Raw genomic sequence first — 13552 nt, 5'->3', positions numbered from 1 at the left:
GTGCTCAAAATGATCACCAAGCTTCTGGTCGCGAACCGGGGCGAGATCGCCCGCCGGGTCTTCGCCACCTGCCGCGCCCTCGGCGTGGCCACCGTCGCCGTGCACTCCGACCCGGACGCCGACGCGCCGTTCGTCGCCGACGCCGACCAGGCGGTACGGCTGCCGGGGAACACGCCGGCCGAGACGTACCTGCGCATCGACGCCATCCTCGACGCGGCCCGGCGGTCCGGCGCGGACGCCGTCCACCCCGGTTACGGCTTCCTGGCCGAGAACGCCGAGTTCGCGGCGGCGGTGACCGACGCGGGTCTGACCTGGGTCGGGCCGTCCGCGAAGGCGATCGCGGCGATGGGCGACAAGATGGCCGCCAAGGCGCTGCTCGCCGACGCGGGCGTGCCGATGCTGCCCACCTGGACCGACCCGGCCGAGGTCACCGCCTTCCCGGTGCTGGTCAAGGCCGCCGCCGGTGGCGGCGGCCGGGGCATGCGGATCGTCCACGACGCGGCCGGGCTGGCCGAGGCCGTCGCGGGCGCGCGCCGCGAGGCGGCGGCGGCGTTCGGCGACGGCACGGTCTTCATCGAGCGGTACGTGGAACGCGGCCGCCACGTCGAGGTGCAGATCTTCGGCGACACCCACGGCACCGTCGTGGCCCTCGGGGTACGCGACTGCTCGATCCAGCGCCGCCACCAGAAGATCGTCGAGGAGGCGCCCGGCGTGCTGCCCGACGACGTGCGCGCGGCGCTGCACGAGGCGGCGGTGGCCGCCGGGCGGGCCGTCGACTACGTCGGCGCGGGAACAGTGGAGTTCCTGCTCGCGCCGGACGGGCAGGTGCACTTCCTGGAGATGAACACCCGCCTCCAGGTGGAACACCCGGTCACCGAGCTGACCACCGGGCTGGACCTGGTACGGCTGCAACTGCTCGTCGCCGAGGGCGAGCCGCTGCCGGTCACCACCACGCCGCCGGCCGACGGCCACGCCATCGAGGTACGGCTGTGCGCCGAGGACCCGGCCCAGGGCTTCCGTCCGGCCACCGGCACGCTGCACCGGTTCGCGATCCCCGGGGTCGCCGCCGAGTTCGGTCCGGCCCGGGGGCTGCGCCTGGACTCGGGCGTGGTGGACGGCTCGACGGTGAGCGTGCACTACGACTCGATGCTGGCGAAGCTCGTCGCCTGGGCGCCCACCCGCACCGAGGCGGCCCGCGCCCTGGCCGGCGCGCTGGCCCGCGCCGAGCTGCACGGCGTGGCCACCAACCGGGACCTGCTGGTACGCGTGCTGCGCAGCCCGGAGTTCGCCGCCGTGGACGTCGACACCGGCTTCCTGGACCGGCACCCGGAGGTGTTCGAGCCGCTGCTGCCGGCCGAGCAGCTTCCGGTGGTGGCGCTGGCCGCCGCGCTGGCCGCTGCCGCCGCGCGCCGGGCCGCCGCCCCGGTGCTGGCCGGGCTGCCGTCGGGCTGGCGCAACGTGCCTTCCTTCCCGCAGGTCACCCGGTTCACCGGCCCGGGCGACGAGGAGATCGAGGTCCACTACCGCCTGGACCGCACCGGCGCCCTCGCCGAGTGGGGAAGGAAGGGCCCCCTCTTAACGGATCCGGTAGAGGAAGGGTCCCCTGTTAACACCGAGCTGCCGGTGGTCGAGCTGGTGACAGCCGCCCCGGACCGGGTGGTGCTCGACGTCGACGGGGTTCGGCGGGCCTTCCGCGTACACCGGGTGGGGTCGTCGGTCTTCGTGGACGGCCCGGACGGGGCGGCGAGCCTCACCGAGCTGCCCCGCCTGCCCCTGCCCACCGCGGAGCTGGCGGCCGGGTCGCTGCTCGCGCCGCTGCCCGGGGCGGTCACCCGGGTGCACGTCGAGGTCGGTCAGCGCGTCGCCGCCGGTGACCTGCTGCTGACGCTCGAAGCGATGAAGCTCGAACATCCCGTGCTCGCCCCCGCCGACGGCGTGGTGACGGAACTGCCGGTGCCCGCCGGCGGCCAGGTCGAGACGGGTGCCGTACTGGCCGTCGTGGACCCCGAGGAGGACCACCAGTGAACTTCGACCTCACCCCCGAACAGGACCAGCTCCGCGATGCGGTGCGGGAGCTGGGACGCAAGTACGGCCATTCCTACTTCGTGTCGAAGGCCAAGGCCGGCGAGCACACCACCGAGCTGTGGCACGAGGCCGGCCGGCTGGGCTACCTGGGCGTCAACATCCCCACCGAGTACGGCGGCGGGGGCGGCGGCATCACCGACCTGGCGCTGGTGTGCGAGGAGCTGGCCGCGACCGGCTGCCCGCTGCTGCTCCTGGTGGTCTCCCCCGCCATCGCCGCCACGATCATCAGCAAGCACGGCACGGAGGAGCAGCGCAAGAAGCACCTCCCCGGGCTCGCCGACGGCTCCGAGAAGATCGTCTTCGCGATCACCGAGCCGGACGCCGGTTCGAACTTCCACCGGCTCTCCACAGTGGCTCGTCGCGACGGCGACGACTGGCTGCTCAGCGGCCGGAAGATCTACATCTCCGGCGTGGACGAGGCCGGGCACGTCCTCGTGGTCGCTCGCACCGAGGACGCGTCCACCGGGAAGCTGAAGCCGGCGCTGTTCATCGTGCCGACCGACGCGCCGGGCCTGGAGAAGTCCAAGCTGGACATGGAGATCCTGTCGCCGGAGAACCAGTTCCTGCTCTTCCTCGACGACGTCCGGCTGCCCGCCGACGCGCTCGTCGGCGAGTCGCTCGACGCCGGGCTGCCGGCGCTGTTCGCCGGGCTCAACCCGGAGCGCATCACGGTGGCCGCGATGGGCGCCGGCACCGGTCGGTACGCGATCGACAGGGCGAGCGACTACACCGCCACCCGCAAGGTGTGGGGCGGGAACTCGATCGGCTCGCACCAGGGCGTGGCGCACCCGCTCGCGCACGCGGCGGTCCAGGTCGAGCTGGCCCGTCTGATGATCTACAAGGCGGCGACGCTGTACGACGCGGGTCGCGACCTGGAAGCGGGCATCTCCGGCAACATGGCCAAGTACGCGGCCGGTGAGGCCGCCGCGCTCGCCGTCGACACCGCCGTCCAGGCGCTCGGCGGGGCCGGCATGACCACCGAGTACGGCGTGTCGACGCTGCTCGGCGCGGTACGCGCGGGCCGGATCGCCCCGGTCAGCCGCGAGATGATCCTCAACTTCGTCGCCCAGCACGTCCTCGGCCAGGACAAGTCCTACTGACCGAGGTGGGCCCGGGGTACGGCGGGTGCCCGATCACCTGCCGTACCCCGGGGGTCCGTCACTGGGCGGTGTGGTCGAGGAGACCTCGGCCTCGCCACTCCCGGATCGACGCTCACGGTAGCGGCTTCCCAACCCGGAGCGATACGGCAGCCGGCCAACAGATGTAACGATTTTTGCTCGATCGACGCTTCTGCCGCTCCGAAGTGGAGCGTGACTGACGGGAAGCCGTCTCGGCCCGCCGGTTGACAGGTTGCCGCGCTGGGCCATGCTTGTCGGGTGAGATCGTTCCCGAAGCCCGATGCGCGGGCGAAGGCCGTCGTCGCGTCCCTGGCGACGGTTGCGGCGGTGGTGGCCCTCGCGGTGTGGCGCCCGCCCGGCATCCTGTCGGTCGTGCTGGCCCTGGTCTGCGTCGTGCTGGGCATGATCGCCGGGGTGACGATCACCGCGGCCCGCCAGCCCGTCAGCGGTGGTGGGCACACCCCGTCGCCCGAGACCTGGCTGCCCGAGGCCGGGTATGGAGTGGACGCCGACACGCTCGAGGCGATCGACCCCCGGGCGGTACGGAACCTGCGCGCCCCCGGCGGCCATCCGGTCGACGCGGACACGCTCGAGACGCTGGACCCGCGGGCGGTACGCGGCCTGCGGACGCAGACCGCGGTGGACGCCGACACGCTGGAGACGCTCGACCCGAGGTCGGTGCGGCAGAGCCGAGGGCTCAGCGGCCGGTGAGCGTGGGCCCGGCGAGCGCGTTCACTCCCCGCCCGGCCAGGCACCGGTAGGTGCGGTCGGCGTCGGTCTCCGGCGGCAGCACCTCGAGGTTCCATCCGTTCGCCGGGTCCGCGCCACTGACCACCCGGAACGTGTCGGGGTTGCACACCTTGCCGACGGCCGGGTCGGCGACCACCGCGTCGTGCTTGGCGCCGGCGAGACCGGCCGGCAGGTCACCCGCGGCGTACGTCTCCCAGGTGTGCTGGCCGTCGCAGGGCACCCGGCTCGCCTCGGCCCGGTCGCGGCGCAGCCGTACCGGACCGAAGCACTCCAGCTCGGAAGCGCACCGCGCGCCGGCCGGGAGCCGCACGTCGGCGGACGCGCAGCCGGGCACCGGCCCCCCGGCCACGCCGCTCGTCACCGGGGTCGGCGGAGCGGCGGGCGTGTGACCGGCGGCCAGCCAGCCGCCACCGGCCGACGCCGCCAGCGCGAGCACCCCGGCGCCGCCGAGGAACCAGCGCTTGGGCCAGCGGCGGGCCCGCGACGCCACGGTCGGGGGGTCGTCGTCGGCGGGCGGGCGCGGGTTCGGGCCGCCGCTACGGCGGTAGCGCTCGGCGCCGTCGTAGAGCGCGCCGCCGGCCGGGGCGCCGTCCAGCGGCAGCCCGGCGAGCAGGCCGCGCAACTCGACCGCGGAGGGACGCGCGCCCGGGTCGTTCGACATCCCCAGCCGGAGTACGTCGATCAGCTCGCCGGGCACCCCGGGCAGCCCGGGGATGGGCTGCTGGAACATCTCCAGCACGGTCACCAGACTCGGGTTGCGTTCCGAGTGCCAGCGCGGCGGCCGGCCGTACATCACCGCGTAGAGGGTGGCGCACAGCGAGTAGACGTCGACGGCCGGGCTGGGCGGGCTGTGGTTGAACGTCTCGGGCGGCGCGTACGCCGGGGTGAGCGCCTCCAGCATGACCGAGGAGTCACGGAACTCGGCGAGCACCGCCAGGCCGAAGTCGGCGAGGACCGCCGAGTTGAACTCGGAGTGCAGGATGTTTGCCGGCTTGACGTCCCGGTGCAGCACGCCCGCCGCGTGCGAGTGGGCCAGCGCGTCGGCGATCTTCACGCCGAGGTCGCGGGTCTCCTCCGGGCCCAGCGGCGAGGTGCGCATCCGCTCCGCGTACGAGCCGTCGCAGAGTTCCATGATCAGGTAGGGGTGCTGGTCGACGGTGACCCCGACGTCGAAGAGGTCGACCACGTGGGGGTGCGACGACATCCGCCCGGCGGCGCGGGCCTCGCGCAGGAAGCGGGCCTGGTCGCGTTCGCTGTCCAGCGTCCGGTTCTCGATCTTGACCGCCACCTCGCGCCCCACCGAGATCTGGGTGGCCCGGTAGATGGTGGCGTAGCCGCCCCGGGCGAACACCTGCAGATCGGTCAGACCGGGCACGATTGGCAGCCGTACGGCGCCGGGCGGGGTCTCGGTCACGGTTCGAAAATACCCAACTGGTCCGGCCGCTCAGCGGGCCGCATCGGTGGCCGGCACCGGATCCGGCGCGGAGTCGTCAGTGGCGGTGCCCGCCCGGCGCGCGTCCCACCACAGGCCGACGGCTGTCGCGACCGCGCCCAGCCCCTCCCACGCGGCGACCGCGAAGAACCGGTCCGGCGCGACGTCGGACAGCACCGCGATGGTGAAGACGGTGAACGTGACCAGGCGGAACCAGACCGTGAAGCGGTAGAACGGCCGCCACTCGGTGGCGACGGCGAGCAGGTAGTAGACCCCCATGTTGAACGAGGCCATCGACGACGCGGTGAGGAACGTGCCGGTGTAGTCGCCCGGGGCGCGTTCGGCCGGCACCTCGAAGCCGAGCAGACGAAGCTGAGTCTCCGGCCAGATCAGGCCGAGCGCGCCGAGGAGCAGCGCGAGGAGCCCGAAGACCGCGATCGTCCAGCCGGCGCCCGAGCGCGGCAGCCTCATCGTCCCTCCCCAGCGTGGTCCGCCGGTGACGCAGGCGCGCACCGGGAGGCGGCAGTCGATCCACGACTGTCGCCGCCCACGCTAACCGGCTCCACCGACGAACACATCCCCGGAACCGTCAGAACAGCGGGCGATCAGCCGCCGGAGAGGCGGACCCGCAACGCGTCGGCGACCATCCGCTCACTGCGCTGTTCGGTGGCGTACGCGAGGCGTACCGCCTCCTCCGCGTTCGTCAGCGCCTCGGCCCGGCGGCCGCACGCGTCGAGCGCCTCGGCCAGCACCAGCCGCGCCACCACCTGGCTGCGCACGTCCTCGGCCGGCGCCGTGATCGACCGCTGCGCCCAGTCGAGCGCCTGTTCGCGCTGGCCGTGGGCGAGCAGCGCGGCGGCGTACCGGGCCATCGTCTGCCGCCGGGAGAACAGCAGCGAGGGCGCGTTCGCCGCGCCGGTGGCGACCGGAGCGAGCAGCCCCACGGCGGTACCCGGGTCACCGGCCGCGAGGCGGGCCATGGCGAGCAGCACCCGGGGCGCGACCTGGGCCGGGGCCTGCGGGTTGTGCGGCTCCACCCGGGTCAGCACCGACCGTGCCTCCCGCTCGGCGGTCTCGTGGTCGCCCATGTCCAGCGCCACGAAGCCGCGCAGCGTCCCGGCCATGCCGGTCAGCAGCGGGTGGGTGGTGCGGTCGGCGTACTCGAGCGCGTCGGTGAACAGGTCGGCCGCGTGTTCCGGCTCGCCCAGCCCGCGCGCCACCACGCCGCGCACCACGAGCGCGAAGCCCTGTCCCCAGTCGTCGCCCACCTCGGCGAAGTCCCGGTACGCGCGCCGCGCCGCCCGGTCCGCCTCGGCCAGGTCGCCCAGCTCGGCGGTGGCGTACGCCTCGACCGCGCGCAGCGTACCGACCGCCCACGCCTCGCCGACCCGCTCCCCGAACGGCAGGAACACCCGCGCCATCCGGCACGCCTCCCGCAGCCGTCCGGCGAGCAGCCGGGCGAACGCGGTGGTGCCGCGCAGCCAGGCCCGCCCGTACGGGTCCTTCAGCTCGGCGAAGAGCCGGGCGGCCCGCCCGAGCACCGCGTCGGTGCCGGCGAAGTCGCCCCGGGTGGTGGTCACCCAGGCCAGGTTCTGCAACGACCAGGCCTGCCCGCGCGGATCCCGGGCGGCCAGGCTGACCTGATAGGACGCGGCCAGCCGGCTGCTCGCCTGCCCGAGCCGGCCGGCGATGAAGTCGGCCATGCCGAGCCGCCGCATCGCCGACGCCCGCATGGTGGGCAGGTCGGCGTCGGTGGCCACCTGCAACGCCTCCTGCCAGCTGCGCTCGGCCCGCTCGGCGTCACCCAGCGTCTGCTGGGCCTGCCCGGCCAGCAGCAGCGCGGCGGTCCGGGTGGCCGGGTCACCGGTGTTCGCGGCGATCTTCTCGGCGAACGCGAGCGCGTCGGCCGGGCGGCCGATCTGGAGCAGCGCCCGGGCGTGCGTCACCCGGTCGGCCGGCGGTACACCGTCGCGGGCCAGCTCGGCCGCGCGCTCGGCGTACTCGACCGCGAGAGCCGGCTCCCCCGACCGCAGTGACCGGCGGGCGGCCCGGCCCAGCGCGGCCACGCCCAGCGGGGTGACCGCCCGGGCCGGCGCGTCCGGGCGCAGCTTGACCGCGTCGGCGAGCGCTGTGGCCCGCTCGACGTGCTCGGCGACGAAGTCGTCCCGGGCGGCCTCGGTGAAGGCGCCCGCCGGGGCGCCGCCCGTCCCGTCCACGCTCTCCGGCGCGGCCCAGCGGGCCAGCGCCGCGTGCCGTTCGGCCAGCTCGGCCTTGCTCACCCCGGCGTACGCGGCCTCCCGCATGAGCGGGGTGGCGAAGGCGAACCCGGTGCGGGTGCGGTGCAGCATGCGGCGTTGCAGCAGCTCCTCCACGGCCCGGTCCAGCTCGACGGCGGCCACCGCGGCGGGCCGGCCGTCCTGCCCGAGCCGCTGCTCGCGCAGCGCCTCCAGCGCACCGGCGGGCACTGTGTCGCCCACCACCGCGGCGTCGCGCAGCGCCGAGCGGGCATCCGGCGGCAGCGCGTCGATACGCGCCGCGAGCACCGCGGCCAGGTCCCGGGAGAGCAGCCGGCTGCCGAGCGAGCCGGGCGCGAGACGCCAGCCGACGTCCGCGCCGCGGCCGGGCCCGGCGGTCAGCGCGCCGCGCTCCATCAGCAGCGTCACGAGTTCGGCCAGGTAGAACGGGTTGCCCTGGGCGGTGGCGAGCAGCCGGTCCGTGTCGGCCTGGGGCATACGGCCACCGGCGAGGTAGCTGGTGAGCAGCCGGGAGGCGTCCGCGCCGCGCAGCGGCGGCAGCGCGTGCACCTCGGCGTCCGCGACCCGGGTCAGCGCGCCGGCGGTCCGCACCAGCTCGGGACGGCCGAGCAGCAGCACGAGCACCGGCCCGCTGAGCCGGTTGAGGGTCAGCGCCAACGCCTTGAGCGTCTCGGCCGTGGCGTCGTGCAGGTCGTCCACCACGATCACCAGCGGCGCCTCCACGGCGAGCGCGGTGAGCAGGTCCGCGACAGCGGTCGGCACGGCTTCGTCGTCCGGTGGCGGCCCGGCCGCGTTCCACTCACCGTTCTCCGTGGCGGGCGGCAGTTCGGCATACCCGAGCAGGGCCAGGAGCTGGTCCACGGCGATCGGTGGCGGGTCGCCGGGGAGCCGGGACAGGCGCTGGCCGAGGCGGCGCAGCCGCTCCTCGACGGCCGGGCGGGTGACGGCGGTGGCCGCGTCGCCGGGCAGGCCGACGGCGGCGCGGACCAGGTCGGCCAGCGGGGCCAGGCGGCGGCGCTCGCCGAACGCGGCGCACCGCACCGACAGCACCCGGGCGCCGGTGTGCGCGGCGTACCGGCCGGCGCCGACGTCGTATCCGGCGGCGAGGCGTTCCACCTCGGCCGCGAACCGGGACTTGCCGATGCCCGCCTCGGCGGTCATCAGCAGCACCCGGGGCTCGCCCCGGTCGATCACCTCGGCGAGCCGGCCGGCGACCCGGCCGATCTCGGTCTCCCGGCCCACGAACGGCGCCTCGTCGCCGAGACCGGACCGGGTGCCGGGCGCGTCCAGCAGGCCCAGCAGCTCGTACGCCTCGACCGGCTCCCGCTTGCCCTTGAGCCGCAGCGGGCGCAGCGCCCGCCAGGAGGCGACGTGCCGGGTGGCGGCGGAGGTGCGCGCCCCGGCGTAGACCGCGCCGACCGCGGCGGCGTCGGCGAGCCGCGCGGCGGTGTTCACCGTGTCGCCGATGACCGTGTACTCGATCGCCGCCTGGATGCCCGCGATCACGTCCCCGGTGTTGAGGCCGACGCGCAGGCCCAGCGGCGCGCCGCCGCCCCGCTCGTCGTCGAGCACCCGCCGCACCGCGCGCTGCATGGACAGCGCCGCGCGGACCGCCCGCTCGGCGTCGTCCTCGTGGGCGACCGGCGCGCCGAAGACCGCCATGATCCCGTCGCCGGTGAGCTTGTCGACGTGGCCGCCGAACGTCTTGACCGCGCCCGCGAGGGCGGCGAGCACCCGGTCGGTGACCGCGCCGACCCGTTCCGGGTCCAGGTCCTCCGACCAGGAGGTGAAGTCGGACAGGTCACCGAAGAGCACTGTCACCACGCGGCGTTCGGCGGCGGGCAGCGTGGCGGCGGCCGGCAGCGCCGCGCCGCAGTTGTGACAGAACCGCGCCCCGGGTACCGCTACCGTCCCGCACACCGGGCAGGTCACGGCTGCTCCACTCCGAGGTGTTCGAGCTGGGCGCGGACGGACCACTCGGCGGCCCACCACAGCGACCTGTCGACGTCGGCGTAGACCACGGCGACCACCTCGGGCGCGGTGGTGGCGCCCGCGGCCACGGCGGCGCGCACCTGGTCCAGCCGGGCCCGCCGGTGGGCCAGGTAGAAGTCGGCCGCCGCGCCGCAGTCGGCGAGCGCCGGGCCGTGGCCCGGGAGCACCGGGACCTCCCGGTACGTGGAGAGCAGTTCCAGGCTCGACAAATAGTCGCCGAGGTGCCCGTCGGGGTGGGCCACCACGGTGGTGCCCCGCCCGAGGATCGTGTCGCCGGTCAGCACCACCCGATCGCCGTCGTGCTCGGCGAGGAGGCAGACCGAGTCGGCGGTGTGCCCGGGGGTGGGCAGCAGCCGCAGGTCGAGCCCCAGGTCGAGGCGCGTGTCGGCGGTGAGCGGGTCACCGCCGGCGGTGTGGGCCGGGTCGGCAGCGAGCACGGGTACGCCGTCGAGCAGCTCACGCAGCCGGGGCGCGCCCTCGGTGTGGTCGGGGTGCCCGTGCGTGATCAGCACCGCGCCGATCGGGCCCTGGGCCGCGATCGCGGCGAGGTGCCCCTCGTCGGCGGGGCCCGGGTCGACCACCAGGGCCGGCGCGTCCGGCCCGGCCCGCAGCACCCACGTGTTGGTCCCGTCGAGCGTCATCGGCCCCGGATTGGGCGCGCGCAACAGCGTCACCCACCCCGGCAGCCCATCTGCAAGCGCCCCAGCGGCCCCGGTCACACGCCCACCCATGGCAGCGATCGTACGACTCCCCCGGCCACTCCCCGCGATCTTGCAGTTCCCGCCGCTGGTTTGTCCCCGTCTGGGGCTTCTGCCAGGGCGGCAACCGCAAGATCGCGGGCTCGGCGGGGCGGGTCAGACGACCTCGACGATGACCTCTACCTCTACCGGGGCGTCGAGGGGGAGTTCGGCCACGCCCACCGCGCTGCGGGCGTGGCGGCCGGCCTCGCCGAACACGGCGCCGAACAGATCCGAGGCACCGTTGATCACACCGGGCTGGCCGGTGAAGCCGGGCGCGCTGGCCACGAAGCCGGTCAGCTTCACGACCTTCACCACGTTCTCCAGCCCGACCAGCGCGTCGATCGCGGCCAGCGCGTTCAGCGCGCACCGCTGCGCCAGGTCCTTCGCCTGCTCGGCGGAGACGCCGTTGCCGACCTTGCCGGTGGCGAGCAGCTTGCCCTCGGCCATCGGCAGCTGGCCGGAGACGTAGACGTGCTGCCCGGACTGGACGGCCGGCACGTAGCTGGCCACCGGCGGCACCACCTCGGGCAGTGCGAGGCCGAGTTCGGCGAGCTTCGCGTGGGGTCCGTTGCTCATGCCGGTCAGCCCTTCGGGCGCTTCAGGTACGCGACGAGCTGCTCCGGGTTCGGGCCGGGCACCACCGAGACCAGTTCCCAGCCGTCCTCGCCCCAGTTGTCGAGGATCTGCTTGGTCGCGTGGACCAGCAGCGGCACCGTGGCGTATTCCCACTTCTGCATCGGAGGAGGGCTCCCTTGCCTGACTTGGACTTCGGTCAGGCACAGCCTACGGTCCGCCGTCGTCAACGGGACGCGGGACGCGGCTCCGGCGCGGAGGGCGGCTCGCCGCACGGGCCCTCGTGCTCGAAGCGCTGCGGGCACCGGCTGCGGTCGGGCAGCAGCAGATCGCAGAAGACCCGGTGCCTGTTGTTCTGGTCGTCGGCGGTGGAGACGGTGGTCTCGCCCGCGTCCAGCTCCACCAGGAAGCTCAGCGAGGTGGCCACGGTGCCGGCGAGCGCGGTGGCCGCGGCGAGGTCGGCCACCCGTACCGGCAGGTGGATGACGTAGCCGGGCTCGTCCTCGTCCCGCCCCTTCGCGCCGGGGCGGGACGGCGTCCGGACCACCTCGACCGGAAGGCGGTACGACCGCTCGTTGAACGAGGCGGGCACGTCGGCCTCGCCGGGCCGGCCGGACCGGTCGCCGGGGAACTGGGCTCGGGGGGTGTTCTCCGCGTCGCGCATGCGTCGCCTCCGGGCGTCGTACCTGCTCACTGACACCGCCATCCGCCTCGGCACCGTCCGGCGGGTCCGGCTCTCCGTGTCGGGACGAACGTAGGACCTCCGGCCAGTCCCGGCAACGGGACGCGCACGCTTCGTCACAACCAGTCACATATGTGACACAAGCCTGGTCCGGAACGCGACCGCGAACTCGCCTCCCGCCGGTGCGTACGCGGGGCTGGCAAGCGCCCCGCCGACCGCTACCCTTCCGGACTGGGCACGCGCGGACGCGCGCCCGACCACCTCGACCCGTGCCCGTCGCCTGGGGCGGCGACGGGAGCCGCAACCCGGGGGAGACAGATGACCCAACCGCCCGCCGGTGGCGACACCGGCACGCCCGGCGACCCGCACCCACAATCACCGCCCGGCGGCGGCACACCGCCGGGCGCCGTTCCCGCCGCCGGGCCACCGGCGTATCCGCCCGGCCCGCCCGGCGGCCCACCACGCAAGCGACCGGCGCTGCTCATCGCCTCGCTGGTGCTGGCCGCCGCGGTCCTGCTCTGCGGCGGTGGGGGCACTGCCGCGTTCCTGGTCCTGCGCGACGCCGAGAACGGCCAGGGAGCGAAGGAACCGCAGATCGCGGTGGACGGCTTCCTCAAGGCCGTCTACCAGGAGCGGGACGCCGAGAAGGCGGCCACGTTCGTCTGCTCGGCGGCCCGGGACGACGAGAAGATCGCCGCCAAGGTCGCCGAGGTGCGCAAGTACGCCGAGCAGTACCAGAACCCCCGGTTCCGCTGGAGCAACCCGACCGTCGACAACGAGACCGGCGACCGGGCCACCGTCTCCGCCCGGGTGACCATGACCACCGCCGACGAGAAGGTCGCCGAGCAGTCCCTGCGCTTCACAGTGGTGCGGAAGACGGGTTGGTGGGTCTGCGAGGTCGGCTGATCCGGCCGGCTGGTTAGGCTCGACGGGTGGCAGCGAGTGAGCAGCCGGCCGAGTCCGCCGGCAGATGGCCGGCCCGCCTGCACGTGGTGACCGGCAAGGGCGGCACAGGCAAGACGAGCGTGGCCGCCGCGCTGGCCCTCGGCCTGGCCGCCGGGGGCCGGCGCACCCTGCTGGTCGAGGTGGAGGGCCGGCAGGGCATCGCCCAGCTCTTCGGCACCGACCCGCTGCCGTACGAGGAGCGGCACCTCGCCGACGCGCCCGGCGGCGGTGAGGTGCGGGCGCTGGCGGTCGACGCCGAGGCGGCGCTCCTGGAATACCTGGACATGTTCTACAAGCTCGGCGCGGCCGGCCGGGCTCTGCGCAAGCTCGGCGCGATCGACTTCGCCACCACGATCGCGCCGGGCCTGCGCGACGTGCTGCTCACCGGCAAGGTCAAGGAGGCGACCACCCGGACCAGCGGCTCGCGCCGGACGTACGACGCGGTCGTGCTGGACGCGCCGCCGACCGGGCGCATCGGCCGCTTCCTGAACGTGACAGCGGAGACCGCCCGGCTGGCCAAGGTCGGCCCGATCAAGACCCAGAGCGAGGGCGTCTCCGCGCTGCTCCGGTCGCCGATGACAGCCGTGCACGTGGTCACGCTGCTGGAGGAGATGCCGGTCCAGGAGACGCTGGACGCAGTCGCCGAGCTGACCCAGCTCGGCTTCCCGGTCGGCCGGGTGATCGTCAACGGCGTCCGCCCGCCGGTGCCGGCCGGCCGGGCCGTGACCGCGGCCGAGCTGGAGCGCGGGCTGGCCGCCGCCGGCCTGCCGACCGACGGCCCGACCGTGGCCGGGCTCGTCGAGGAGGCCCACGACCAGCAGGTACGCCGAGAGCTGGAGGACTCGCTCCGGGGCGACCTGGTGGAGCTGGGCCTGCCCATGATCGAACTGCCGCTGCTGCCCGGAGGAGTCGACCGGGCCGGGTTGGAGGCGCTCGCCGAGACCCTCGTCCGGGCGGATTGACTCACACCTGCGACCGGC

Annotated in this window: 12 protein-coding genes; 5 read left to right on the top strand and 7 right to left on the bottom strand. The window is 74.8% G+C overall.

Translation table 11 applies throughout. From position 1 onward, the window contains the following. Nucleotides 1-9: 9 nt before the first annotated feature. From O7542_RS27425 to O7542_RS27415, 3 genes are all read left to right on the top strand, one after another. Entirely contained in the window at nucleotides 10-2025 is a 2016-nt protein-coding gene (locus tag O7542_RS27425; protein ID WP_281605400.1) for a biotin carboxylase N-terminal domain-containing protein, read from the top strand. Then, nucleotides 2022-3185, top strand: a complete 1164-nt coding sequence (locus O7542_RS27420; RefSeq protein WP_043327864.1) for an acyl-CoA dehydrogenase — start codon at nucleotides 2022-2024, stop codon at nucleotides 3183-3185. Before O7542_RS27425 ends, O7542_RS27420 begins: the two co-directional genes overlap by 4 nt. Before the next feature lie 276 nt (nucleotides 3186-3461). Continuing rightward, nucleotides 3462-3914 carry a hypothetical protein gene (locus O7542_RS27415; protein ID WP_043327863.1) on the top strand — a complete coding sequence of 151 codons (453 nt, stop codon included), beginning with the start codon at nucleotides 3462-3464 and terminating at the stop codon, nucleotides 3912-3914. Here the strand turns inward: O7542_RS27415 and O7542_RS27410 are convergent. From O7542_RS27410 to O7542_RS27380, 7 genes are all read right to left on the bottom strand, one after another. Further along, a complete protein-coding gene (locus O7542_RS27410; protein ID WP_281605399.1) occupies nucleotides 3901-5367 on the bottom strand; it encodes a serine/threonine-protein kinase in 1467 nt (488 codons plus the stop codon). The two genes, O7542_RS27415 and O7542_RS27410, sit on opposite strands and share 14 nt — an antisense overlap. A 30-nt stretch (nucleotides 5368-5397) precedes the next feature. Further along, a complete protein-coding gene (locus tag O7542_RS27405; RefSeq protein WP_043327862.1) occupies nucleotides 5398-5856 on the bottom strand; it encodes a hypothetical protein in 459 nt (152 codons plus the stop codon). Between the two features lie 134 nt (nucleotides 5857-5990). Beyond that, nucleotides 5991-9572 carry an adenylate/guanylate cyclase domain-containing protein gene (locus tag O7542_RS27400; protein ID WP_064446802.1) on the bottom strand — a complete coding sequence of 1194 codons (3582 nt, stop codon included), beginning with the start codon at nucleotides 9570-9572 and terminating at the stop codon, nucleotides 5991-5993. Then, complete coding sequence (locus O7542_RS27395) at nucleotides 9569-10363, bottom strand: MBL fold metallo-hydrolase (protein WP_069088219.1); 795 nt, start codon at nucleotides 10361-10363, stop codon at nucleotides 9569-9571. Before O7542_RS27395 ends, O7542_RS27400 begins: the two co-directional genes overlap by 4 nt. Before the next feature lie 123 nt (nucleotides 10364-10486). Then, nucleotides 10487-10948: a RidA family protein gene (locus O7542_RS27390; RefSeq protein ID WP_043327860.1), complete on the bottom strand. Its 462-nt coding sequence runs from the start codon at nucleotides 10946-10948 to the stop codon at nucleotides 10487-10489. Nucleotides 10949-10953: 5 nt separating this feature from the next. Beyond that, a complete protein-coding gene (locus O7542_RS27385) occupies nucleotides 10954-11109 on the bottom strand; it encodes a DUF4177 domain-containing protein (RefSeq protein WP_013289021.1) in 156 nt (51 codons plus the stop codon). A 62-nt stretch (nucleotides 11110-11171) separates the two neighbouring features. Continuing rightward, nucleotides 11172-11609 (bottom strand): hypothetical protein, encoded by a 438-nt coding sequence (locus O7542_RS27380; RefSeq protein WP_043327859.1) that lies wholly within the window; start codon nucleotides 11607-11609, stop codon nucleotides 11172-11174. Nucleotides 11610-11945: 336 nt separating this feature from the next. Here O7542_RS27380 and O7542_RS27375 point away from each other — a divergent pair, with 336 nt between their 5' ends. Beyond that, entirely contained in the window at nucleotides 11946-12533 is a 588-nt protein-coding gene (locus O7542_RS27375) for a hypothetical protein (protein WP_069088218.1), read from the top strand. Between the two features lie 26 nt (nucleotides 12534-12559). Continuing rightward, nucleotides 12560-13534, top strand: coding sequence for an ArsA-related P-loop ATPase (locus O7542_RS27370; protein ID WP_043327858.1), 975 nt, complete (start codon nucleotides 12560-12562; stop codon nucleotides 13532-13534). Nucleotides 13535-13552: the final 18 nt, after the last annotated feature.

The organism is Micromonospora sp. WMMC264 (assembly GCF_027497275.1).
Taxonomy (GTDB): domain Bacteria; phylum Actinomycetota; class Actinomycetes; order Mycobacteriales; family Micromonosporaceae; genus Micromonospora; species Micromonospora chalcea.
This window is presented reverse-complemented; position numbering and strand designations above follow the sequence as displayed.